The sequence below is a fragment of the Nonomuraea sp. NPDC051941 genome (assembly GCF_044593615.1).
Window position 1 is genome coordinate 1 of sequence record NZ_JBIUCF010000021.1, and the last position, 21899, is coordinate 21899.

Genomic DNA, 21899 nt, shown 5'->3' on the forward strand with positions numbered 1-21899 from the left:
GGATGATGCTGGAGTACAAGGCCGCCTGGTACGGGCGCACGCTGGTGGCGGTGGATCGCTGGTTCCCTTCCTCCAAGCTGTGCTCGGCCTGCGGGAGCCTGCAAGAGGCGATGCCGCTGAACGTCCGGGAATGGACCTGCGGCTGCGGCGCGGCCCACGACCGTGACGTCAACGCCGCACGCAACGTGCTCGCCGCCGGGCCGGCGGAGAGCTGAAACGCCTGTGGAGCTGGTGTAAGACCTCAACGAGAGTCCTCTCGGGCGGGCGACCGGCGGTGAAGCAGGAAGGCCAACCGGCGACGGTTGGAATCCCCCTCGTTTACGAGGGGAGGAGGTCAATCCGCTCCTTGAACGAGGGCCGCGACCGCCTGGGGAGCCAACATGATCTGGCCGTCCACGGCGGATCCGGTCAGCAGGTCGGTGGCCGGGTGGGGGAGCGGCACGCGTGCCGCCTCCGAGCCGTGGTTGAGCAGGAACAGCACGTCGCCGCGGCGCACCGCCTCGACGCCGGGCGGCAGGTCCGGCAGGACTCCCCGCACGCCCGCGTCGGCCAGCGCCCGCGCGGCCAGCTCGCCGAGCGCGTCCGGCTCGGGCATCGTCGCCACGTACCAGGCGACCCCCTGCCCGGTCCGGTGCCTCAGCACCGCGGGCCCGCCCCCGGCGAACTCGGCCACCGATTCGGCCCCCTCCGCGGCGACCAGCTCGGTCCAGGCGTGCGCCGTGAACTCCGCCCCGGTGGCCCACCGGCACCGTACGGGCCCGTCCACGGGCCGCCATTCCTCGCCGGACGCGCCGAGCACCTCGCGCAGCGGCGCGGGGAACCGTCCGGTACGCACGTGCGCCCGCTCGTCCACGATCCCCGAGAACGGGCCCACGACCAGGACCCCGCCGCCGCGCACGTAGGCGGTCACGGCCGCGGCGTCCTCGTCGCGGATCAGGAACAGGTTCGGAATCACGACCAGGGCGTAGCTCCGCAGGTCGGCGGACGGGGGCACCAGGTCCACGGTCACGCCGCGCTCCCAGAACGGCAGGTAGTAGCCGAAGAGCTGGTCGGTCGCGGTGAGGCGGTCGCTGGGCCGGCCGCGCTCCTCCAGAGCCCACCAGCTCGCCCAGTCGAACACCATCGCCACCCGCGCGGGCACCGGCTGCCCCGCCACGGACGCCAGCTCGCGCAGCTCCCGGCCGTGCGCGCGGACCTCGGCGTGCAGGCGGGTGTCCGGTCCCGCGTGCGGGAGCATCGCGGAGTGGAAGCGCTCGGCGCCGAACCGGGAGGCCCGCCACTGGAAGTAGCACAGCCCGTCCGCGCCGCGGGCGAGCGCCTGCAGCGACTCCAGCCTGAGCCGGCCGGGCGGTTTGGGCGGGTTGTGCGGGCGCCAGTTGACCGCGCCGGCGGCCTGCTCCATCAGCAGCCACGGCCTGCCCTTGGCCAGGCCGCGCATGAGGTCGTGGGTGAGGGCCGTGCGGGCGGGCGCGAGCGGGTCCGACGGGTCGGGGTAGTGGTCGTTGGAGACGATGTCCTCCTCGTCCGCCCACGACCAGTAGTCGACCGGCTTGAACAGGCCCATGAAGTTGGTGGTGACCGGGATGCCGGGGGTCCTGGCGCGCAGGAGGTCGCGTTCGGCGCGGAAGTGGGCGAGCAGCGCGTCGGAGCCGAAACGCCAGAAGTCGAGCTGCTGGGAGGGGTTGATGATGTAGGGGGCGCGGCGCGGGGTGAGGATCTCGGCCCAGTCGCTGTAGCGCTGGCTCCAGAACGTGGTGCCCCACGCCTCGTTGAGCGCGTCCAGGTCGCCGTAGCGCTCCCGCAGCCAGGCGCGGAACGCCTCGGCGGAGTCGTCGCAGTGGCAGACCTGGCCGTACTCGTTGCCCACGTGCCACAGCGCCAGGGCCGGGTGGCCCGCGTACCGGTCGGCCAGGTCGCTCACGATCGCCAGCGCCCGCTCCCGGTAGACGGGGGACGACGGGCAGAACTGGTTGCGCGAGCCGTACCAGAGGCGGTGCCCGGCCTCGTCGACCGGCAGGGTCTGCGGCCACCGGTGCCCCAGCCACGGGGGCGGCGAGGCGGTGGGGGTGGCCAGATCCACCGCGATCCCGGCCTCGCTCATGAGGTCGAGCACCCGGTCCAGCCAGGCGAAGTCCCGCTTGCCCGGCTCCGGCTCGATGCGCGCCCAGCTGAAGACGCCGACCGTGACGAGGTTGACCCCGGCGGCCCGCATCAGCTCGGCGTCCTCGGCCCACACGTGCTCGGGCCACTGCTCGGGGTTGTAGTCGCCGCCGAACAGCAGCCCGCGCCCGGCGGTGAGCGTGTGCGTGCCCAGTCGTCCCGTCACGATCCGGTCCTTTCGCCTTCGCGGGGTGGTGCGGAGCTGTCGCCGACGACGAGGCGACAGGGCAGCAGCCGCTGCGCGGGCGGCCCGTCGCCCGCCAGCCGGTCGATGAGCATGCGGGCGCCGAGGCCGCCCAGCTCGGCGCTCGGCGGCTCCAGCGTGGTGAGTCTGGGGTGGAACATCTCGGCGACCCGCGCCGACGACAGCACCAGAAGCAGCGTCAGGTCCTCGGGGATCCGCCAGCCGCGCGCCGCCACGGCCGCGATCACCCCGACCGCCGCGTCGTCGTCCATCACCGCCAGCGCCGTCGTGTCGGGATGCGCGGCGACCAGCCGCTCGAACGCCTGCCTGCCCTCGTTGGCCGAGCCGGGCCGGAAGTCGTCGACGTAGCCGATCCCGGCCGCGCGGGCGGCCTCGGCGAACTCCGCCCCGGCCCGGATCGCGGGCCCGTACCGCGCCGCGTGCCGGTCGGCCGAGAGGTTGAAGAAGGCCAGCTTGCGGTGCCCGAGCCCGGCCACGTGCGCCACGGCGGCCGTGGCCGTGGCCGCGAAGTCGATGTCGGCGTAGTCGATCGAGCCCGGGTCGCGGGTCCGCCCGATCATGCTGAACGGCACGCCCGCCTCCAGGAGGTACTCCGTGCGCTCGTCGTCCAGCCCGACCTCCATCAGCAGCACGCCGTCCACCAGCCCCAGCCCCGTGATGTGGCGCAGCTCCTCGACCGGCTCGGCGTGCTCGGGGGAGAGCAGCAGGTGGTAGCCCAGCTCGCGGGCCGCCTCCGCGGCGCCGGTGGCGAACTGCATCTCGGTCAGCCCGAAACCGCTACGCGGGGTGGGGTACAGCAGGGCCAGGATGCGGGTGCGCTTGCTCTGCAGGCCGCGGGCCAGCAGGCTCGGGCGGTATCCCAGCTCGGCCGCCGCCTGCTCGATCCGCCGCCGGGTGTCCGCCGCCACGGGGCGGGTGCCGTTGAGCGCGGCGGACACGGTGCTCACCGCGACCCGCGCCCGCTCCGCCACGTCACGTATCGAAGACATGCCACTGCCGATCCGCTGGGGTCGAAACGTTTCGCACAACGTAGGACGCGGTTTGCGGGGCTGTCAATGGGGTGGAATCGGTCGTCCCAAATTACGGGCCCGCGCGCAGGGCGTCGCCCGCCTCCCGGCCGGGCCCGTAGCGGATCTTCGTGACGCCTGACGGCTCAGGGCGGGGGAGCCGTGGACCGGCGCTGGATCAGCTCGATCGGCCCGGCCAGCACCTCCGCCACCGTGTCGTCCGGCTTCAGACTGGCCAGCAGGGTCACGCCGCGGCGGCCCAGCTCGCCCAGCGGCATGCGCACCGTCGTGAGCGCGGGATTGAGGTAGCCGGCCAGCTCCAGATCGTGCACGGCGACGATCGAGACGTCCCGCGGGATCTCCAGCCCGGCCGCGCGCACGCCCTCCATCGCCCCGATGGCCGAGGCCACGTTGGCGACGAACACCGCCGTCGGCCGCTCGGGGGCGGCCAGCAGCCGGGCCATCGCCGCCGCCCCGCCCGCCGGCGTGTAGTCGGCCGCCACGATCGGCCCCTCCGGCAGCCCGGCCTCGCGCATCGCCGCCGAGTAGCCCGCCGACCTGCGCGTGGCCGTGTCGGCGCGCGCCGGGCCCGCCAGGTGGGCGATGCGTCGGTGGCCCAGGCGTACGAGGTGCTCCACCGCCAGCGCGGCGGCCCGCGCGTCGTCGAGGATGACGTAGCGCTTGACGCTCCTGCTGCGGTTGTTGAGCATCAGCCACGGGATGGCGGACCGGTCGAGCTGCGCGATGAGCCCCGACTCGTCGCCGGTCCCGGCCAGCAGCAGGCCGTCGATGCGGCCCTGCCCGATCCGGTCCATGTAGTCGCCCAGCGCCGCGCCCGACGCGCTGCCGGTGACCAGCACGTAGCCCTGCGAGGCCGCCTCCGCCTCCGCGCCCTTGATGATCTCCGCGTAGACCGGGTTGGCGAAGTCGGGGATGAACAGCCCGAACATGTGCGCCCGTGACGTGCGCAGGCTCCGCGCGGCCACGTTGGGCCGGTAGCCGAGCTCCTCGATCGCCGCCAGCACCCGCTCCCGCGTCTCCGGCCGGATGTTGAGCGTGGGGTCCTTGTTGACGACGCGGGAGACGACCGCCCGGTCGACCTTGGCGACGGCGGCGACGTCGGCCAGCGTGACCCGGGAACGCTTCATGACGACGATCCTCCCCTGTCCGCCGGGCGGCAGCGCACGCTCTCGCCGGTGTCCATCGAGCGGTAGAGCGCGTCGAGCAGGCGCAGCGTGCCGAGGTTGTCGGCGCCGGAGGTCTCCGGCTCGCCGCCCTCCGCGACGGCCCGCAGCAGCGAGCCCATCGGCCCGGCCACCGCGTCCGGCAGCCACCGCCCGGTCACCGGGTACGGCAGCCAGCCGTCCGTCGGCAGCGCCCGGCTGTGCACGGCCAGGGTGTCGGGGCGGCCGTGCGGGTAGTCGTACAGCAGGCCGAGCGTGCCCTTGATCGCGCCTTGCGTGCCGTCGAGGCGGAAGGACGCCTCCTGGTCGCCGGCGCGGTTCTCGTGCGTGACGTGCACCAGCGCCCGCAGGTCGCCCGGGTACACCAGCGTGCTCATCGTGCGCGTCTCGCCCTTGGCGAGCTGGCCCGGCGTGCGGCTGCCGGTGCAGAAGACCAGCTCGGGGTCGCCCAGGATGGAGCGGATCGCGTCCAGGTAGTGGATGGAGTGGTAGACGATCTCCAGCCGGTCGGTGGTGACCAGCCAGTCCCAGGCACTCCAGTCGGTGAGGATGTTCACGGTGAACGTCATCGCCGTCGGCTCGCCGATCCAGCCCGCGCGCACCATGGCCCGGGCGGCGGCGATGCCCTCGTCGAAGCGGAGCTGCTGGTTGACCGCGACCTTCAGGCCGCCGGCCGCCGCCAGGTCGACGATGCCCCGGCCGGTCGCCACGTCGGGCGCGAACGGCTTCTGGCACATCAGGTGCTTGCCCGCCGCCAGCGCCGCCCGCGCGATGCCGGGCTGCGCGCCGGGCGCGACGGCGATGTCCACCACGGCCACGCGCTCGTCGGCCAGCAGTTCCTCCAGCGAGCCGTACGTCCTGGGCACCCCGTGCCGCCGGGCCACCTCGGCGGCGCGATCGGCGTCGAGGTCGTACAGGCCGGTCACCTCCAGCCCGGCCTGCCGGTAGGCGGGCAGGTGGGCCACGTCCACGATGGCCCCGGCGCCCACGACGGCGACGGGCAGCCGGTGCGCGGCCGGGATGGACAGGTCGGCCGCGGCGGAGATGGGCGCGAACACGTCGATCACGCGGCGGCCTCCCGGGCGAGCAGGCCGGGGATGTGGCGGCGGGTCATGGCGCCTCCTGGAGGCCGTAGAAGCGGGTGGCGGTGCCGCCGAGTACGGCCGCGCGGTCGGCGGGCGGGAGCCCCGACAGCAGGACGTTCGTCTCCCGCCACACCTTCGCGTAGTCGCCGGCGAGCAGCGCCACCGGCCAGTCGCTGCCGAACATCAGCCGCTCGGGGCCGAACGCCTCCAGCGCGTGCTCCACGTAGGGCCGCAGGTCCCCGGCCGTCCACGTGGCGGCGTCGGCCGCCGTGTTCAGGCCGGACACCTTGGCGTACACGCCCGGGCACTCGGCCGCGCGGGCGAGCAGGGACGCCCACGGCTCCCAGCCCTTCTCCGCGATCGGCGGCTTGGCCAGGTGGTCGATCACCATCCGCAGCCCGGGCACCCGCTCGGCCAGCACCGGCACGTGCTCCAGGTGCCGCGGCAGCACCGCCACCACGTCGAACGGCAGCCCGGCCGCGGCCAGCAGCCCGAGCCCCTCGATCACCGGGTCCTGGAGCACCCAGTCGGGGTCGGGTTCGTCGTGGATGAGATGCCGCACCCCCGCGAACCTGGGATGCCGCCGGTACCGCTCCAGCGCTTCGGCCGCCTCGCCGGGCCGGTGCAGCGGCACCCAGCCCACCACCGCGCCGATGAAGTCGTGCGCGCCGGCCTGCGCGAGCATGGCGTCGGTGTCGGCGTAGGAGTCCATCGACTGCACCAGCACCGTGCGGCCGACCCCGGCCGCCGCGAGCTGGGGGATGAGCTCCGCCGGCTCGAACGTGCGGTGGATCGGCCCGTGCTCGGGCGTCAGCCACGGGTACGAGCCCGTCTCCAGGTTCCAGAAGTGCTGGTGGGCGTCGACGACGGTCATCCAGCCTCCTCACGTGATCAATCGTTTGAGCGTGCACATATTAGGGGTTATCCGGCGGTTGTACGAGCTCCAAGGTGATGTCGTCGGGGTCGAGGAAGTAGCAGGCGTAGCCGCCCCGGTTCACCCCCGCGGTGATCGCCTCGGGCGGGTTGACGAAGCGCACCCCTGCCGCCGCCAGCCGGGCATGCTCGGCCGGGGCGTCCTCGACGGTGAGCGCCAGGTGCGCGGCGCCCGGCAGGTGGCGGGCCGGGTCGCGCGGGGCGCCCTTCGGCCGTACGTATTCGACCAGTTCCAGGTCGTGCGTGGAGACGCCGCGGGGCTGGCCGGGCACGGCGAGCTGGGCCACGCGCAGCACGGCGTCGGGGTAGCCGACGAGCCGGCGGGTGTAGTCGTTGTCCTGCTCCTGCCGGTGCACCAGCGCGAACCCGAGCAGGTCGCGGTAGAACTCCACGGACCTGTCGAGGTCGGAGACCGTGAAGGAGAAGTGCCAGACGCCTCTCATCGCAGCGCCTCCTGTCTCAGAGTCGGTCGCGGTTTCGGCTCGCGCACGCGGCGCACCTGTCTCTGCCTGCCCGCCACGGTGTAGATGGCGGCGGCCACCACCACGACCGTGCCCACGATGACGCCCTGGTAGTTGGCGCCCAGGTTGACCACGTTGAAGCCGTTGTCCAGGGTGAACAGGATCAGCGCCCCCACCACGGACTTCAGCACGCTGCCCAGGCCGCCGAACAGCGAGGTGCCGCCGAGGATGGCCGCCGCGAGCACGGTCAGCTCGGTGCCCTGCAGGCCCGTCGGGTTGATGGCCAGCAGCTTGGCGGCGAACAGCACGCCGACGAAGCCGGAGCCGAGCCCGTTCAGGACGAAAGCGCCGATCTTGTAGCGGTTGACGTTGATGCCGGAGAGGCGGGCCGCCTCGGCGTTGGCGCCCACCGCGTACAGGCGGCGGCCGATCACGGTGTAGCGCAGCACCGCCCAGGTCACCCCGGCGATCACGATCAGATAGTACGTGGGCTTGCTCAGCCGCAGCTCGAACCCGAGCACCGGGCTGAGCGCGACGGCCACCACGCCCGCGATGACGGCCACCACCCCGGCCCGGCCCGACCGGCGCGCCAGCAGGACCACACCGGCGAGCACGGCCGCCGCCCCGAGGACCGCCAGGACGTGCGGGACCGTCCAGTAACCGGCCTGCAGCGCGATCAGCGAGCGCTGCGCGTCCGGGTCCTCGGCGGTGATCGTGCGTCCGTCGGTCAGGATGAGCACCAGCCCGCGCACCGCCGTCATGGTGCCCAGCGTCACGATGAACGCGTTGATGCCGACGAGCTGCACGATCAGCCCGTTCACCGACCCGCACACCAGCCCGGCGCCGAGCGCGATCGCCATCGCGGCGGGCAGGCCGAGCGGGGCGACCAGGCTGAGCACGGTCGCGGCCGAGAACGCGGCCACCGAGGCGACGGACAGGTCGAAGTTCCCGCTGATCAGGACCACCGTGGTGAAGACGGCGAGGATCGCGATGAGGGAGGACTGGTCGAGGACGTTGATGACGTTCGTCGGCGACAGGTAGGACGGGCGGCCCAGCTGGGCGGTCAGCAGCGTCAGGACGGCGACGATCAGCACGAGCGCGTAGACGACGCCCGCGTTGCCCGGCCTGAGGGCCGCTGCCCACTGGGAGCGCCCGGGGGTCTCAGGCGGCATCGTGGGCGCCTCCCTCGCCGAATCCGCCGCTGAATCCGCCGCTGAATTCGCCACTGAATCCGCCGCTGAATCCGTTCGCCAGCATCAGCAACTCCTCCTCGGATGTCTCGTGTGCCGGTCGTTCGGCGACGATCCGGCCCTCGCGCACGACCAGCACCCGGCTCGCCACCGCGAGGATCTCCTCGAACTCGCTGCTCACGACGACCACCGCGCCGCCGCCGGCGGCGAAGCGGCGGACCAGTTCGAGGAGGTCCGCCTTGGCCCCGACGTCCACCCCGGCGGTGGGCTCGTCGAGCAGGAACACCCGCGCGCCGCCGTACAGCCACTTGCCGAACACGACCTTCTGCGCGTTGCCGCCGGACAGCTCGCCCGGCAGGGCGTCCGGGCCGGGGCAGACGATGCCGAGGTCGGCGATGGCCCGACCGGCCCGCTCGGTCTCGGCGGCCTCGCGCGGGAGCGAGCGGCCCGACGACAGGGCCGCCAGGTCGGGCAGCGAGATGTTCTTCCAGATGGGGAACGTGCCCACCAGGCCCTGGGCGCCGCGGTCCTCGGGCACGAGCGCCATGCCGGCGGCCACCGCGGCGCGCGGGCCACGGCGTACCGGGCGGCCCTCGACCAGCACCTCACCGTGCGCCCTGGGGTCGGCGCCGTAGAGCGCGTGCAGGATCTCCGAGCGCCCCGAGCCCAGCAGCCCGGCGAGCCCGACCACCTCGCCCGCCCTGACCTCGAACGACACGTCGCGCACGCCCGTCGCCGAACCGAGCCCGCGGACCGACAGCAGGACGGGGGCGTCCGGCGGCGCGGGGGCCGCGCTGCGCCGCTCCACGTCGAGGAGGTCGCGGCCGACGATGACCTGGACGAGCCGGTCCTCGTCGTAGTCCGCGGTCGCGCCCTCGTCCACGACCGTGCCGTCACGCAGCACCGTGACCCGGTCGGTCAGCGACAGCACCTCGTCCAGGAAGTGCGAGACGTACAGGAACGCCGTGCCCTGCGCGGACAGGCGGTGGACCACGTCGAACACCACCTGCCGCTCGCCCTCGGCGAGCGAGGCGGTCGGCTCGTCCATCACGACCAGCTCCGCGCCCGTGGCCAGCGCCTGGAGGACGGCCACCATCTGCCGCTCGCCGATCGCGAGGCCGGCGACCTCCGCGTCCGGGTCGATGGCGTAGCCGACCCGCTCCAGCAGCCGGGCGAACTCCGCGCGCCTCGACCGCGGCAGCCGCCAGGGTCCGGGCGCGCCGAGGAAGACGTTCTCCAGCACGGTGAGCGTGGGGGCGAGCGGCACGTGCTGCATGATCGTCGCCACGCCCGCCTTCCGCGCGGCGCCGGGGGTGCGCCAGACGACCCGCTCGCCCTTCCAGCGCACGATCCCCGAGGTCGGCGGGTGCGCGCCCGCGATGACCTTGATCATCGTGGACTTCCCCGCGCCGTTGGCCCCGACCAGGCCGTGCACGCTGCCCGCGTGCACGGTGAGGCGGGCGTCCCGCAGCGCGACCGTCCCGTTGGGGAACTCCTTGCCGATGCCCTCCAGCGACAGCAGGCTCACCATTGCGGCGTGCAATCGGCGAGGTTGTTCTTGGTGATGGCCGGGGTGTCGTACGTGACGAAGGCGGCGTCCTGTTTCTTCTCCCCGGTCAGGTGTTTGTAGAGGGTGTCGAGGGCGAGCTTGCCGAGGTCCTCCGGCTTGTAGCAGACGGTGCCGGAGATGGCGCCCGACCGCACGGCGTCGATGCCGAGCTTGCTGCCGCCGATGCCGACGATCTTGGCTTTGGAGCCGACCGCCGACACCGCCTTGGCGCAGCCCACGGCCATGTCGTCGGACTGGGCGTAGAAGAGCTGCGTGTCGGGGTGGGAGGAGAGCATGTTCTGGCAGGCCGACTGGGCCTTGTCCTGCACCCAGTCGCCCGGCTGGCGGGCCACGACCTCGTACGTGGCGCCCTTGGCCGCGGCCGACGTGGGGAACTCCTGGAAGCGGTTGACCACCTCGGCGAACCCGGCCTGGCCCTCCACGACCGCGAGCTTGCCGCCGCCCGGCACGACGCCGGCCGCGATCTCGCCCGCCTTGCCGCCCGCGGCGTACTCGTCCTGGGTGACCAGCGCCACCAGGCCGGGGTAGACGTCCTTGAGCTTGCGCGCCTTGGGGTCGCCGACCTGCGAGGCCACGGCCACGGTGGGGATGTTCGCGGCCTTGAGCCGGTCGGCCAGCCCCTGGGCGACGCCGGAGTCCACCGGCAGCATGAGCACGCCGTCGGGCTGCTGGGCGATGAGGTCCTGGACGTCGTTGCTCTGCTTGTCGGCCTTGCCCTGCGCGTCCAGCTCGACGATCCGCACGCCGAGCCTGGCGGCCTCCTCCTTGACGCCCTTGCCGATGGCGGCCGGGAAGGGGAAGCTCAGGCCCAGGTTGGAGACGCCGATCGTGTACTCCTTCGTGCCCGTCGCACCGGTGGAACCGCCGCCGCAGGCCGTCGCGCCGGCGATCAGGGCGGCGGCGACGAGGAATGACTTCTTCATGGTGCTCCTGCTTCGGTCAAACGTTTGACTTCGTGAATGATCCGCGTGGCGTCGGGGACCAGAGCCTGCGCGAGGACCGGCGCCGCGGGCATCCGCACGTCGGGCGCGCCGATCCGGATCGGCGGCGCGGCCAGCGCCACCCCGGCCCCCGCGACCCGGGCGACGACCTCGGCGCCGAAGCCGCCGGTGACGTTCGCCTCGTGGACGACGGCCAGCCTGCGGGTGCGGCGCGCGCTCTCGATCACGGTCCCGGTGTCGAACGGGTTGAGCCACGGCGTCTCCAGCACCTCGGCCTCGACCCCCTCGCCGGCCAGGGCCTCGGCCGCCTCGAGCACCCGGTGCGTCATCGCGCCCCAGGTGACGAGCGTGACGTCGGAGCCCGCGCGGCGGGTGCGCGCCCCGCCCATCGGCTGGACCGGGCCGTCCGTCCTGACCGGCTCCTTCGGGCCGAAGTACAGCGTGCGGTTCTCGACCACCAGCACCGGGTCGTCGCCGTGCACGGCCGTCACCAGCAGGTCGTAGGCGTCCTGCGGCGTGCTCGGCATGCACACCCGCAGCCCCGGCACGTGCAGGAAGAGCGCCTCCAGGCACTGCGAGTGCTGCGCGCACGCGCCCGGCGCGTTGCCCTGCTGGGTGCGGATGGTCAGCGGGGCCCGCAGCCGCCCGCCCGACACGTAGCGGACGTTGGCCGCCTGGTTGACGATCTGGTCCAGCGCCACGAGGGAGAAGTCGGCCCACATGATCTCGACGATCGGGCGGCGGCCGAACATCGCCGCGCCGACCGCGCTGCCGAGGATCGCCGACTCGCTGATCGGGGTGTCGAACACGCGGTCGCCGTACTGCTTGCGCAGGCCCCTGGTCACGCCGAACACGCCGCCGGGCACGGCGACGTCCTCGCCGTACACCAGCGTCTCCGGCAGCTCCTCCATGAGGCGGTGCAGGGCCGCGTTCACGGCCTCGCCGTAGGACAGGTCAGGCATACAGGTGCTCCCTTGCGGTGGCGGGGTCGGCGAGGGGCGCGGCCAGCGCGCGCTCGGCGGCGGAGGCCATCTCGGCCCGCGCCCCACGCTCCACGGCGTCCAGGTCGGCGGCCGGCACCCCGTCGGCGAGCAGGCCCTCGCGCAGCCGGGCGATCGGCTCGCGCCTGCCGATCCGCTCCAGCTCGCCGGGCTGCCGGTACGTCTCCGCGTCGCCGATGTAGTGGCCGACCAGGCGCTCGGTCATGCACTCCAGCAGCGTCGGCCCGCCGCCCTCGCGGGCCACCTCCAGCGCGTCGCGCACGTGGAACCGCACGGCCTCCACGTCGTTGCCGTCGACGCGGTGACCCGGCATCCCGTACGCGGCGGCGCGGTCGGCCAGGCGCGGGTTGCGCACCATGTCGGCGATCGGGGTCAGCTCGGAGTAGCGGTTGTTCTCGCAGACGAAGACCACGGGCAGGGAGAACGCGGCGGCGAAGTTCATCGCCTCGTGCACCGCGCCCTGGTTCATCGCGCCGTCGCCGAAGACGCTCACGGCCACCCGGTTCGAGCCGTCGTGCCGGCCGGCCAGCGCTGCCCCGCACGCGATCGGCGCGCCCGCGCCCACGATCGAGTTCTCGCCGTGGAAGCCGTACTCGGCCGCGGTGAAGTACGCCGAGCCGCCCCGGCCGCCGTTCACGCCCGTCGCCCGGCCCGCCAGCTCGGCGAACAGCGCCTGCGCGGGCACGCCCCTGGCCAGCGCCCAGCCGTGCCCGCGGTAGGTCGCGAACAGCGCGTCGTGCGGCTCCAGCACGTCGCACGCGCCCACCGGGACGGCCTCCTGCCCGATGCACAGATGCACCGAGCCGACGATCGGCCCTTCCGCTCGCAGGTCGCGCACCTTCTCCTCGAACGCGCGGATCCGCCACATGGCCAGCAAATCCGCGAGCCTGCGTTCACTCATCACATCTCCAGGCTTCGAGCGCCGCGGCGCAGATCGCCTCGGCGTCGCCGATGTAGGACTCGGGCGGGATGGGCAGCGCGCCCAGGCTCGCCAGATCGTCCGGTCCCGCCACGTCGCGCAGCGCGTCGGCCAGCGCCCGCCCGCGCTCGCGGGCCTCGTGCGCCGCCTTGTAGACCAGGTCGTGCGCCCGCTCCCGGCCCAGCGCCGGGGCCAGCCGCATCATGTACGCCTCCGCCATGATCAGCCCGCCCTCGGCGCCCAGGTTGGCCCGCATGGCCTCCGGGTAGACCCGCAGCCCGGCGGCGACCTCTGCGGCGGTGGCCAGCGCGCCCGCGGCCAGCTCGGCCAGGAGCGGCACCACGTACCACTCGACCTGCCACTCGCCGGCGGCCCGCTCGTGGCCGGCCTCCATCGCGCGGAACAGGCCCGAGCTGAGCGCGCCCGCCGTGCCGGACATGCCGATGACGGCCTCGCAGCCGATCGGGTTGGCCTTCTGCGGCATCGTGGACGACGCGCCACGGTGGTGTCCGCCCGCCTCGCGCACCTCGCCGATCTCGGTCCTGGACAGGTCCACGACCTCGCGGGCGAAGCGGGCCGCGGTGGCCGCCAGGCTCGCGCAGGTCACGCCGAACTCGGCGACGCCGTCCCTGGCCACGTGCCAGGGCACCTCGGTGGTGCCGAGGCCGAGCACCCCGGCCATGCGCTCGCGCACCAGGCTGGAGCGCTCGCCCATCGCGGCGGACGTCCCGCCCGCGCCGAACAGCGACACGACCCGCACCCGCCGCGCCGCCTCGCCCACCCGGTCGCGCTGGCGCGTCACCTCCGCCAGCAGCACCGCCATCTTCGCCCCGAACGTCGTGGGCACCGCCTGCTGGGCGTGCGTGCGGGCGGCGACGACGGTGCCGGCGTGCTCGGCCACCAGCCGGGCCAGCGCGCCGCCGAACGAGCCGAGCAGCGCCCGCAGGTGGTCGAGCGCCTCGCCCATCTGCAGGGCCAGGCCGGTGTCCATGATGTCCTGCGTGGTCGCGCCGTAGTGGACGCGGCCGTTGGGCCCCTCGGGGAGCGCGGCGGAGATCATCCGTACGAGGGGCAGGATCGGGTAGCCCACGTTGACCGCCTCCGACCAGAGGCGCCGGACGTCGATGTTGGCCGGCACGCAGGCCGCCTCGATGGCCCGCGCGTCGGCCTCGGAGATCACACCCTCCTCGGCCTGGGCGCGGGCCAGCGCGGCCTCCGTGCGCAGCCAGGCGAGCACGGTCCGCTCGGCGGAGAAGATCTCGGTCATCGCGCCGTCGCCGAACAGCTCGGGCAGCAGCTTGAACGTCTGGCGCACGGTCAGTTCATCTCCAGTCCGCCGTCGACGTTGAGAGCCTGGCCCGTCACGAACGACGCCAGGTCGCTGGCCAGGAAGAGCACCGCGGAGGCGACCTCCTCGGGACGTCCGGGGCGGCGCAGCGGGGAGCGCTCGCTGACCTCCTTCAGGTAGCCGGCGCCCGCGTCGGGGCCGAACCGCCGGTCGCGGTCGGCGATGATCTCGTCCCACATGGGGGTGAGGAAGACGCCGGGGCACACGGCGTTCACCCGCACGGGGGCCAGCGCCTCGGCCGCCGACTTCGTCAGGGAGAGCAGGGCCGTCTTGGTGGCGGAGTAGTGGGCGGCGTTGGGGCGGCCCGAGCGGGCGGCCACCGAGGCCAGCGTCACGATCGAGCCGCCGCCCCGCTCGGCCATCCCGCGCCCGACGGCCTGGGTGAGCCAGAACGTGGCGTTGAGGTTGACGTCCACGATCCGCAGCCACTCGCCGGGCTCGATGTCGAGCAGCGGGGTGGTGCGCATGATCCCGGCGCAGTTCACCAGCACGTCGATCCGGTCGCGGGCGCCCGCCAGCGCCGCCGCCTGCGCCGGGTCGGTGAGGTCGGCCGGCCGGGCCTCGGCGCCCAGCTCGGCCGCCGCCTCGCTCAGCCGCGGGCCCTCCAGGTCGGAGAGCACGACGTCCGCTCCGGCGTCGGCCAGCGCGCGGGCGCACGCGAACCCGAGCCCTCCCGCGCCGCCCGTGACGAGCGCAGTCCGCCCGCCCAGGTCGATCGTGACAGCCATCCCCGATGGTCTCCCGTCTCTCGTTCAAACGATTGACCAGACCATAACGCGAACCGCACAAACCGGACAAGAGCGTTTTTCGGGAAATCAGCGCCAGCCGAGCTCCTCGTAGAAGGCGGCCCGGGCGAGCTCGAACGAGGCGCGGTCCAGCACCGCGCCCTCGTGGGGCCCCGCAGCGACGGGCTCCTCGTGCATCCGGGCCGGCAACTCGTCGGGACCGCCGCCCTCGCGGATCGCGTACGCGCGCATCGCGTCGAGCCGCGCCTGACCGGCCGCCAGCAGGTCGTCCAGGGTGAACTCCCGCCCGAGGACGGCGGTGACCAGGGCGCTCAGGTGGTCGAGGGTCAGCGGGCGGGTGGGGGAGGAGGCGAAGACGCACAGGTTGAGCGCGTCGAGCCCGCTCCACAGCCGCAGCAGCCGGGCGGTGCGCCGGCCCCGCTCGGCGTCGAGCCCGGCGACCGGCGCGGGCTCCGCCCCGATCCGCCTGGCCTCGCCGAAGCTGTAGGCCAGCCCGGCCACGGGGTCGAAGTCGAGGTCGTGCTCCAGCGCGTCGTAGCGCGGCCCGCCGGGGGCGATCGCGTACCCGAGGCCGATGCCCGGCTGGACGCGGGGGTCGAAGCAGGGCAGCTCGGCGCCCTTGACGGTCATGGCGTACGGGGCCGCGGCCGGACCGAGCTTCGCGGCCGCCCGCGCCGCGCCCTCGGCCAGCAGGTCGCCCATCCCGCCCGTACGCCCCGCCACGTCGTCGATCAGCCCCGGCAACGCCGCCGGATCGCCGAACACGGGCCCGCCGGGGAGCAGCCCGCGCTCGGCGCACTCCATGGCGAACGCGAGCGTGCCGCCGAGGGAGACCGGGTCCAGCCCGAGGTCGTTGCAGCGGGCGTTGGCGGCCAGCACGGTGTCGAGGTCGTCGATCCCGAGGTTCCAGCCGAGCGACAGGAACGCCTCCTGCCCCAGCCCGCCGGTCCGCCGCTCGGCGAGCCCCGGTGGCGCGTACACCTTGAGGCAGTCGTTGGGGCAGCCGGGGCAGGCCCCGGTGGTCGCCACCGCGCGCCCGTCGTAGTCGGCCGCGGACGGGACCCGCAGCCCGTGCGCGCCGGTCACCGAGAAGTTGCGCACCGCGGCGTACCCCGGGGCGGGCGGATCGCCCACCCATCCGGCGAAGCCGGGCATCCCTGCCTGGATCGCCGCCAGCGGGTTCGTGGCCAGCGAGTCGCGGTAGTAGGCGGCCAGCCCGGCGATCGCCCGGGGGTCGGCAACCTCCGTCGGGGCCTCGCCGACGCACACGACGGCCTTGAGGTTCTTGGCCCCGAAGACCGCGCCGAGCCCGTAGCGCCCGGCGGCGTAGGCGTAGTCGGTTACCACGCTCGCGTACCGCACGAGGTTCTCCCCGGCCGGCCCGATCGCCGCCACGTGCGCGCCCTGGCCGTGCCGCGCCCGCAGCGCGTCCGTCGTCGCGGCCGTGCCCAGCCCGCGCAGCTCCGAGGCGTCGTGCAGGGACACCTGTCCGTCCTGGACGAGCAGGTAGGACGGCCGCGCGGCCCGCCCCGTGACGGCCAGCGCCTTGGCGCCCGCCCCGCGCAGGCCCGCCGCGAACGGCCCGAGCGCGTGGGACTCCCCGGCCACCCCCGTCAGCGGCGACTTCGCCAGGAACACCGCCTTGGCCAGCCCCGGCGCCGCCGTCCCGCCCAGCACCCCGGCCGCCACGTACAGCAGCGCCCGCGGATCGTACGGATCGAGCCCGGCGGGCGTGCGCCCGGCCATCAGCCGCAGCCCGAGCACGGACCCGCCGATCTCGCCCGGGTGCTGCTCCTTCTCCACGTTCCCGCTGGTCAGATCCACAATGAACGGCACGGTCAAGCCTCCAGAGCGAAAGAGGAAAGCGAGCCGCACCACATCACACAACACCCGCGAAAGGCAACCCCGTCAGGGCCGCCCCGGGTGCGACTGCAGCCAGCGCGACAGCCCGCGGGCGGCGCCGACGACGGCCGGCACGAGCGCGCCCGGCTGCTGCTCGCCCACCCGCACCACGACCGACAGCGCGGCGATCACCTCCTCCGCCGCGTCCCGCACGGGCGCCGCCACCGACACCGCGTCCAGCGTGACCTGCCGGTCGCTGATGACGTACCCGTGTCGCCGCACCTCGGCCAACACCCCCCGCAGCCGGCCGGGGTTCGCGATGGTCCGGTCGGTGAAGGCCGCCAGCGGCCCGGCCAGGTACGCCTCCTGCGTCGCGGGCGGCGTGTGGGCCAGCAGCGCCAGCCCGACTCCGGTGGCGTGCGCCGGGAAGCGCCCGCCCACCCGGCTGCGCACGCCGACCGCGTCCCGGCCGGAGATCCGCTCCAGGTAGAGCACGTCGGGCGCGTCCAGGACGGCGAGCTGGGCGTGCTGGTGGGTGACCTCGTACAGGTCCTCCAGGAACGGCATGGCGGCCTCGCGCAGGCCCAGCCCGCGCGGGGCCAGCGCGCCCACCTCCCACAGGTGCAGCCCGATCTGGTAGCGGCCGTCGCGGTCGCGTTCCAGCGCGCCCCACGACATCAGCTCGCTGACCAGTCGGTGCGCCGTCGTCAACGGCATCGAGGCGCGGCGGCTGATGTCGGACAGGCTCAGCCTGGGGCACTCGCCGGAGAACGCGCTGAGCACGCTGAGGACCCGGCTCGTCACGGTCCGGCCGGCGGGCCGCCGCGCGCTTCCGGAAGCCGTCCGGCCCGCCGGCTGCTTGGCCGGCTGTTTGACACTGCCGGGCGCGTGCACGCCGCGGCGCATCGTGGCCGCGGCCGGGCCGTCGTCGGTTGTGGTCATGGTCGCCGCCTCCCGGTTCGGACCTGTCACCCCGCGATGTTCCGGTTTTTATGTTGTTTGCGGCAACGTAAACCCGTGCTGCCTGCGGGTCCAGCCCTCGAAGCCCCAGAGTTTGTTGCGATGGGTAACAATCCAGAAACACACCGAACGACGTTCTGAAAAGTCTTCCGTTCAACGGAGAACGCGGTTACGCAACCTCTCCGCGGCTCATATGTTGCGGGCGCGACCCCCAGCCGGTCGACCCGTTCCTCGAAGGAGCTGTTCACATGGCTGAAGCGCTCAACCCGTCGCTGACCCGCCGCGACGCGGCCCGGCTGCTCGGCGCGGCCGCCGCCGTCGCCGTGGTCCCCTCACGGTGGACCGCCCGCCGCACGGATGTCGACGCGCTCCTGCGGCAGCTGACGCTGGAGGAGAAGGTCTCGCTGCTGCACGGCGGCACCGACCCCGCCTCCAAAGGCCAGGCCGGGTACGTGCCCGGCGTGCCCCGCCTCGGCATCCCCGAGATCCGCCTGGCCGACGGGCCCGCCGGGGTGCGCGTCACGGCGAACGCCACCGCCCTGCCCGCGCCGGTGGCGCTGGCCTCGACGTTCGCCCCCGACCTCGCCCGGCGGTTCGGCGCGGTCATCGGCAGGGAGGGCCGCGCGCTGGGCATGGACGTCCTGCTGTCGCCGATGACCAACATCGTCCGGGTGCCGCAGGCCGGCCGGAACTTCGAGACGCTCGGGGAGGACCCGCTGCTGGCCGCCGCGCTCGTCGCCGGCGAGATCCGCGGCATCCAGGGCGAGGGCCTCATCGCCACGGTCAAGCACTACGCGGCCAACAACTTCGAGAACGCCCGCCAGACGATCGACGTCAAGGTGGACGAGCGGACCCTGCGCGAGATCTACCTGCCGGCCTTCGAGGCCGCCGTGCAGGCGGGCGTGGGCGCCGTCATGGCCGCCTACAACCACGTCAACGGCGTGTACGCCGCCGAGCACCCGCACCTGCTGACCGGGATCCTGCGCGACGAATGGCACTTCGGCGGCTGGGTGATGTCCGACTGGTTCGCCACGCACAGCGGCGCGCCCGCGCTCACCGCCGGGATGGACATGGAGATGCCCTTCGGCGTCAACTACGGGGGTCTGGCCGCCGCCGTCGACTCCGGGCAGCTGGCCGAGTCGGTGGTGGACACCGCGGTGCGCCGCGTCCTCGTCCAGCTCGACCGGTTCGGCCTGCTCGGCGGCGGCCGGCCGCGGCCCTCCCCGGACCCGGCGGGCGGCGCCCGCACCGCGAAGGAGATCGCGCTGGCCGGCGCCGTGCTGCTGCGCAACGAGCGGGACCTGCTGCCGCTGGGCCGCGCCGACCTGGCCGACCTGGTCGTCATCGGCCCCACCGCGGCCAGCCCCCTGGTGGGCGGCGGAGGCAGCGCCAGGGTGATCCCCGCGAACGCCGAGAGCCCGCTGACCGCCCTGCGCCGCCAGGCCGGCCCGGGCAGCCGCATCCGCTGGGCCACGGGCGTGGACCTGGAAGGGGTCCCGGTGCCCGCCTCCGCGCTGGTGCTCCAGCGCGCCCAGCAGGGCGGCATCCCGCAGGCCGCCGCCCAGGTCGACCACACCGGCGCGGACGCCCTGCCCGCCGGCTCGTCGTGGACGTGGACGGGCACGCTCACCGCGCCCGCGACCGGCGACTACGACCTGCGCATCCAGGGCTCGGGCGGAGTGCCGTCGTTCAACGGCTCGATCTCGCTGACCCTCGACGGCGTCAGGATCGGCTCGGTCGGCGCCCTCATCGGCGGCAACAGCAGCCTCATCGCGACCTCCGGCGGCCTGACGAACGCCGGCGCGACCGTCCGCCTCGAAGCCGGGGTGGCCAAGCCCGTCACCGTCGCGGCCACCGGCATCGCCGGCACGCCGCTGCAGGTCAGGCTGGCCTGGGTCACCCCGCAGCGCCGCCAGGAGGCGCTGCGCGAGGCCGCCGCGCTGGCCAAGGGGGCGCGGGCGGCGCTCGTGTTCGCCTTCAACGAGGGCACCGAGGGCGCCGACCGCGCCGCCCTCGCCCTCCCGAGCAGCCAGGACCCGGTCATCGGGGCCGTCGCCGCCGCCAACGCCCGCACCGCGGTCGTGCTCAACACCGGCGACCCGGTGCTCATGCCGTGGGTGCGGAGTGTGTGCTCGATCCTGCAGATGTGGTACCCGGGCCAGGAGGGCGCCGACGCCACCGCCACGCTCCTGCTCGGCGGGGCCTGCCCGGGCGGCAAGCTGCCGGTGACGTTCCCCGTGCGGGCCGAGGACGTGCCGACCGCGCAGCCCGAGCGCTACCCGGGCGTGGGCGGCGTCGCGGACTACAGCGAGGGCGTGCTCGTCGGCTACCGGCACTACGACGCGCACGGCATCGAGCCGCTGTTCCCCTTCGGGCACGGCCTGTCCTACACCCGCTTCCGGTACGACGGCCTGTCGGTGCGGGCCGCGGGCGGCGGGCTCAGCGTGTCCTTCACGGTCGCCAACACCGGCCGGCGCGCCGGGGTGGAGGTGCCGCAGGTGTATCTCGGCTCGCCGCCCGGCCCGCCGGTCCCGATGCCGCCCCGCGCGCTCGCCGGGTTCGCCCGGGTGCCGCTGTCGCCCGGCGAGCGGCGCCGCGTCACCGTGACGGTGCCGCTGCGCGCACTGCAGTACTGGTCGGACGGCCGATGGACCCTCGCGAGGGGCCGCCGTACCGTCCACGTCGGGTCCTCTTCCAGGGACCTGCGTCTACGTCAGGAGGTCACAGTCCGATGAGACGATTACTGATCGCGCTCGCCGCGGCGGCCCTGGCCGTCGCCACCGTCCCCGTGCCCGCCGCCGCGTCCGGCGGCGACCGGCCGACGGCGCGTACCGACACCGGCTTCGTACGCGGGGCCCGCGCGGACGGCGTCGACCGCTTCCTCGCCCTCCCGTACGCCGCCCCGCCCACCGGCGACCTGCGCTGGCGGGCACCCCGGCCGGCGCCCGCCTGGCAGGGCGTGCGCGACGCGTCCCAGTGGGGCAACCGCTGCCCCGCCGCCGCCAGCACCAACGGCCCCCGCTCCGAGACCGAGGACTGCCTCTACCTCAACGTGTTCCGCCCCGCCGGCACGAAGGCCGGGCAGCGGCTGCCCGTGCTGTTCTGGATCCACGGCGGCGGCCTGCAGAACGGCTCGGCCAACCAGCACGACGGCACCCTGATCGCCCAGCTCGAGAACGTCGTCGTGGTGAGCGTCAACTACCGGCTCGGCGTGTTCGGCTACCTGGCCCACCCGCTGCTGGCAGCGGAAGCGGGCACGTCCGGCAACTACGGCCTGGCCGACCAGCAGGCCGCGCTGCGCTGGGTGCACCGCAACATCGCCGCGTTCGGCGGCGACCCCCGCCAGGTCACCATCGACGGCGAGTCGGCCGGCGGCTTCTCCGTCTGCGCCAACCTCGCCTCGCCCGCCTCGGCCGGGCTGCTCGCCCGCGCGATCATCCAGAGCGGGTCCTGCACCAGCCGCCCGTACGCGGACGGCGAGCAGGCCGGCGCCTCCATCGCCACCGCGCTCGGCTGCTCCGACCTGGCCTGCCTGCGCGGGCTGAGCGCGGCCAAGCTGGTCGACGGGCCGCAGTTCGCCTCGTTCCTGTACGGCACGCCCGCCCTGCCGGAGAACCCCGACACCGCCGTCCGGGCGGGCCGCTTCCAGCGGGTCCCCCTGATCGTCGGCGCCAACCGCGACGAGGGCCGCACGTTCCTGCAGGGCGCCCGCGGCTGGACCAAGGAGCAGTACGAGGGCTGGGTCCGCGGCCTCTTCCCCGACCGCGCCGACGCCGTCCTGGCCAGGTATCCGTGGCCGGCGCAGTCCGACCAGTTCACCTCGGCGTACCTGGCGGCGGCCGTCTTCACCGACTCCGGCTTCCTGGCCGGCCTCGGCGGCTGCCCGACGCTGCGCTTCATCGAGGCCCTGTCCACCCATACCCGCGTGTACGGCTACCGCTTCGACCACCGCACCGGCCCCGGCCTGAGCCCCGAGCCGGCCGGCTACGAGTGGGGCGCGGGGCACGCCGCCGAGCTGGCCTACCTGTGGCCGAGCTTCGACAACGGCACCCCGATCGCGCCGACGTTCGACGCCTCGGAGCGGCGGCTGGCCCGCGACATGGTGCACTACTGGGGCTCGTTCACGATCACCGGGCAGCCGCGGGCCGCGTACTCGGCGCGCTGGCCGGCCTTCAACGGGACCTCCCTCGTCATGTCCCTGAGGGCGGGCGGGAAGTCCACGCCGGTCCCGCTGGCCACGATGCTCGCCGAGCACAACTGCGACCTGTGGGAGGCCGGCTGAGATGATGCGCCGCGGGGGCCGGCCGCGAGATCATGGAGGTCCCAGGACTCGCGAAGGGCGGCCCC

The 21899-nt window shown here is 74.3% G+C and carries 18 protein-coding genes; 3 read left to right on the plus strand and 15 right to left on the minus strand.

The annotated features are described in order from the left end of the window. Positions 1–215, plus strand: a 215-nt coding sequence (locus tag ACIHFD_RS31745; protein ID WP_397370003.1) for a zinc ribbon domain-containing protein, incomplete at its 5' end; no start/stop codon positions are given. Positions 216–334: 119 nt separating this feature from the next. On the opposite strand, the gene ACIHFD_RS31750 is transcribed toward ACIHFD_RS31745, so the two are convergent. From ACIHFD_RS31750 to ACIHFD_RS31820, 15 genes are all read right to left on the minus strand, one after another. Continuing rightward, positions 335–2326 (minus strand): beta-galactosidase, encoded by a 1992-nt coding sequence (locus tag ACIHFD_RS31750; RefSeq protein WP_397370004.1) that lies wholly within the window; start codon positions 2324–2326, stop codon positions 335–337. Next, positions 2323–3354 carry a LacI family DNA-binding transcriptional regulator gene (locus tag ACIHFD_RS31755; RefSeq protein ID WP_397370005.1) on the minus strand — a complete coding sequence of 344 codons (1032 nt, stop codon included), beginning with the start codon at positions 3352–3354 and terminating at the stop codon, positions 2323–2325. Before ACIHFD_RS31755 ends, ACIHFD_RS31750 begins: the two co-directional genes overlap by 4 nt. Before the next feature lie 164 nt (positions 3355–3518). Further along, complete coding sequence (locus ACIHFD_RS31760) at positions 3519–4520, minus strand: LacI family DNA-binding transcriptional regulator (RefSeq protein ID WP_397370006.1); 1002 nt, start codon at positions 4518–4520, stop codon at positions 3519–3521. Beyond that, positions 4517–5623, minus strand: a complete 1107-nt coding sequence (locus ACIHFD_RS31765; protein ID WP_397370007.1) for a Gfo/Idh/MocA family protein — start codon at positions 5621–5623, stop codon at positions 4517–4519. The genes ACIHFD_RS31760 and ACIHFD_RS31765 overlap by 4 nt, the downstream gene beginning before the upstream one ends. Positions 5624–5666: 43 nt before the next feature. Beyond that, positions 5667–6515, minus strand: coding sequence for an amidohydrolase family protein (locus ACIHFD_RS31770; RefSeq protein WP_397370008.1), 849 nt, complete (start codon positions 6513–6515; stop codon positions 5667–5669). A gap of 40 nt (positions 6516–6555) precedes the next feature. Continuing rightward, positions 6556–7017, minus strand: coding sequence for a VOC family protein (locus tag ACIHFD_RS31775; RefSeq protein WP_357742534.1), 462 nt, complete (start codon positions 7015–7017; stop codon positions 6556–6558). Next, positions 7014–8207, minus strand: coding sequence for an ABC transporter permease (locus tag ACIHFD_RS31780; protein WP_397370009.1), 1194 nt, complete (start codon positions 8205–8207; stop codon positions 7014–7016). Before ACIHFD_RS31780 ends, ACIHFD_RS31775 begins: the two co-directional genes overlap by 4 nt. After that, positions 8197–9768 carry a sugar ABC transporter ATP-binding protein gene (locus tag ACIHFD_RS31785; protein ID WP_397370010.1) on the minus strand — a complete coding sequence of 524 codons (1572 nt, stop codon included), beginning with the start codon at positions 9766–9768 and terminating at the stop codon, positions 8197–8199. Before ACIHFD_RS31785 ends, ACIHFD_RS31780 begins: the two co-directional genes overlap by 11 nt. After that, the gene (locus ACIHFD_RS31790; RefSeq protein WP_397370011.1) at positions 9750–10718 is read right to left on the minus strand and encodes a sugar ABC transporter substrate-binding protein; all 969 of its coding nucleotides are present in this window, start codon (positions 10716–10718) and stop codon (positions 9750–9752) included. The genes ACIHFD_RS31785 and ACIHFD_RS31790 overlap by 19 nt, the downstream gene beginning before the upstream one ends. After that, a complete protein-coding gene (locus ACIHFD_RS31795; RefSeq protein WP_397370012.1) occupies positions 10715–11698 on the minus strand; it encodes an alpha-ketoacid dehydrogenase subunit beta in 984 nt (327 codons plus the stop codon). Before ACIHFD_RS31795 ends, ACIHFD_RS31790 begins: the two co-directional genes overlap by 4 nt. Next, positions 11691–12638, minus strand: coding sequence for a thiamine pyrophosphate-dependent dehydrogenase E1 component subunit alpha (locus ACIHFD_RS31800; protein WP_397370013.1), 948 nt, complete (start codon positions 12636–12638; stop codon positions 11691–11693). The genes ACIHFD_RS31795 and ACIHFD_RS31800 overlap by 8 nt, the downstream gene beginning before the upstream one ends. Beyond that, a complete protein-coding gene (locus tag ACIHFD_RS31805) occupies positions 12631–13971 on the minus strand; it encodes an adenylosuccinate lyase family protein (RefSeq protein WP_397370014.1) in 1341 nt (446 codons plus the stop codon). Before ACIHFD_RS31805 ends, ACIHFD_RS31800 begins: the two co-directional genes overlap by 8 nt. Positions 13972–13973: 2 nt before the next feature. Then, positions 13974–14732, minus strand: coding sequence for an SDR family NAD(P)-dependent oxidoreductase (locus tag ACIHFD_RS31810; RefSeq protein ID WP_350735230.1), 759 nt, complete (start codon positions 14730–14732; stop codon positions 13974–13976). A gap of 87 nt (positions 14733–14819) precedes the next feature. Then, the gene (locus tag ACIHFD_RS31815; protein ID WP_397370015.1) at positions 14820–16586 is read right to left on the minus strand and encodes an aldehyde ferredoxin oxidoreductase C-terminal domain-containing protein; all 1767 of its coding nucleotides are present in this window, start codon (positions 16584–16586) and stop codon (positions 14820–14822) included. Positions 16587–16658: 72 nt separating this feature from the next. Continuing rightward, the gene (locus ACIHFD_RS31820) at positions 16659–17534 is read right to left on the minus strand and encodes an IclR family transcriptional regulator (RefSeq protein ID WP_397370016.1); all 876 of its coding nucleotides are present in this window, start codon (positions 17532–17534) and stop codon (positions 16659–16661) included. Between the two features lie 266 nt (positions 17535–17800). Between ACIHFD_RS31820 and ACIHFD_RS31825 the strand changes: the two genes are divergently transcribed. Then, on the plus strand, positions 17801–20287 hold the full coding sequence (locus ACIHFD_RS31825; RefSeq protein WP_397370018.1) for a beta-glucosidase H: 2487 nt from the start codon (positions 17801–17803) through the stop codon (positions 20285–20287). Then, the gene (locus ACIHFD_RS31830; RefSeq protein ID WP_397370019.1) at positions 20284–21834 is read left to right on the plus strand and encodes a carboxylesterase/lipase family protein; all 1551 of its coding nucleotides are present in this window, start codon (positions 20284–20286) and stop codon (positions 21832–21834) included. The genes ACIHFD_RS31825 and ACIHFD_RS31830 overlap by 4 nt, the downstream gene beginning before the upstream one ends. Positions 21835–21899: the final 65 nt, after the last annotated feature.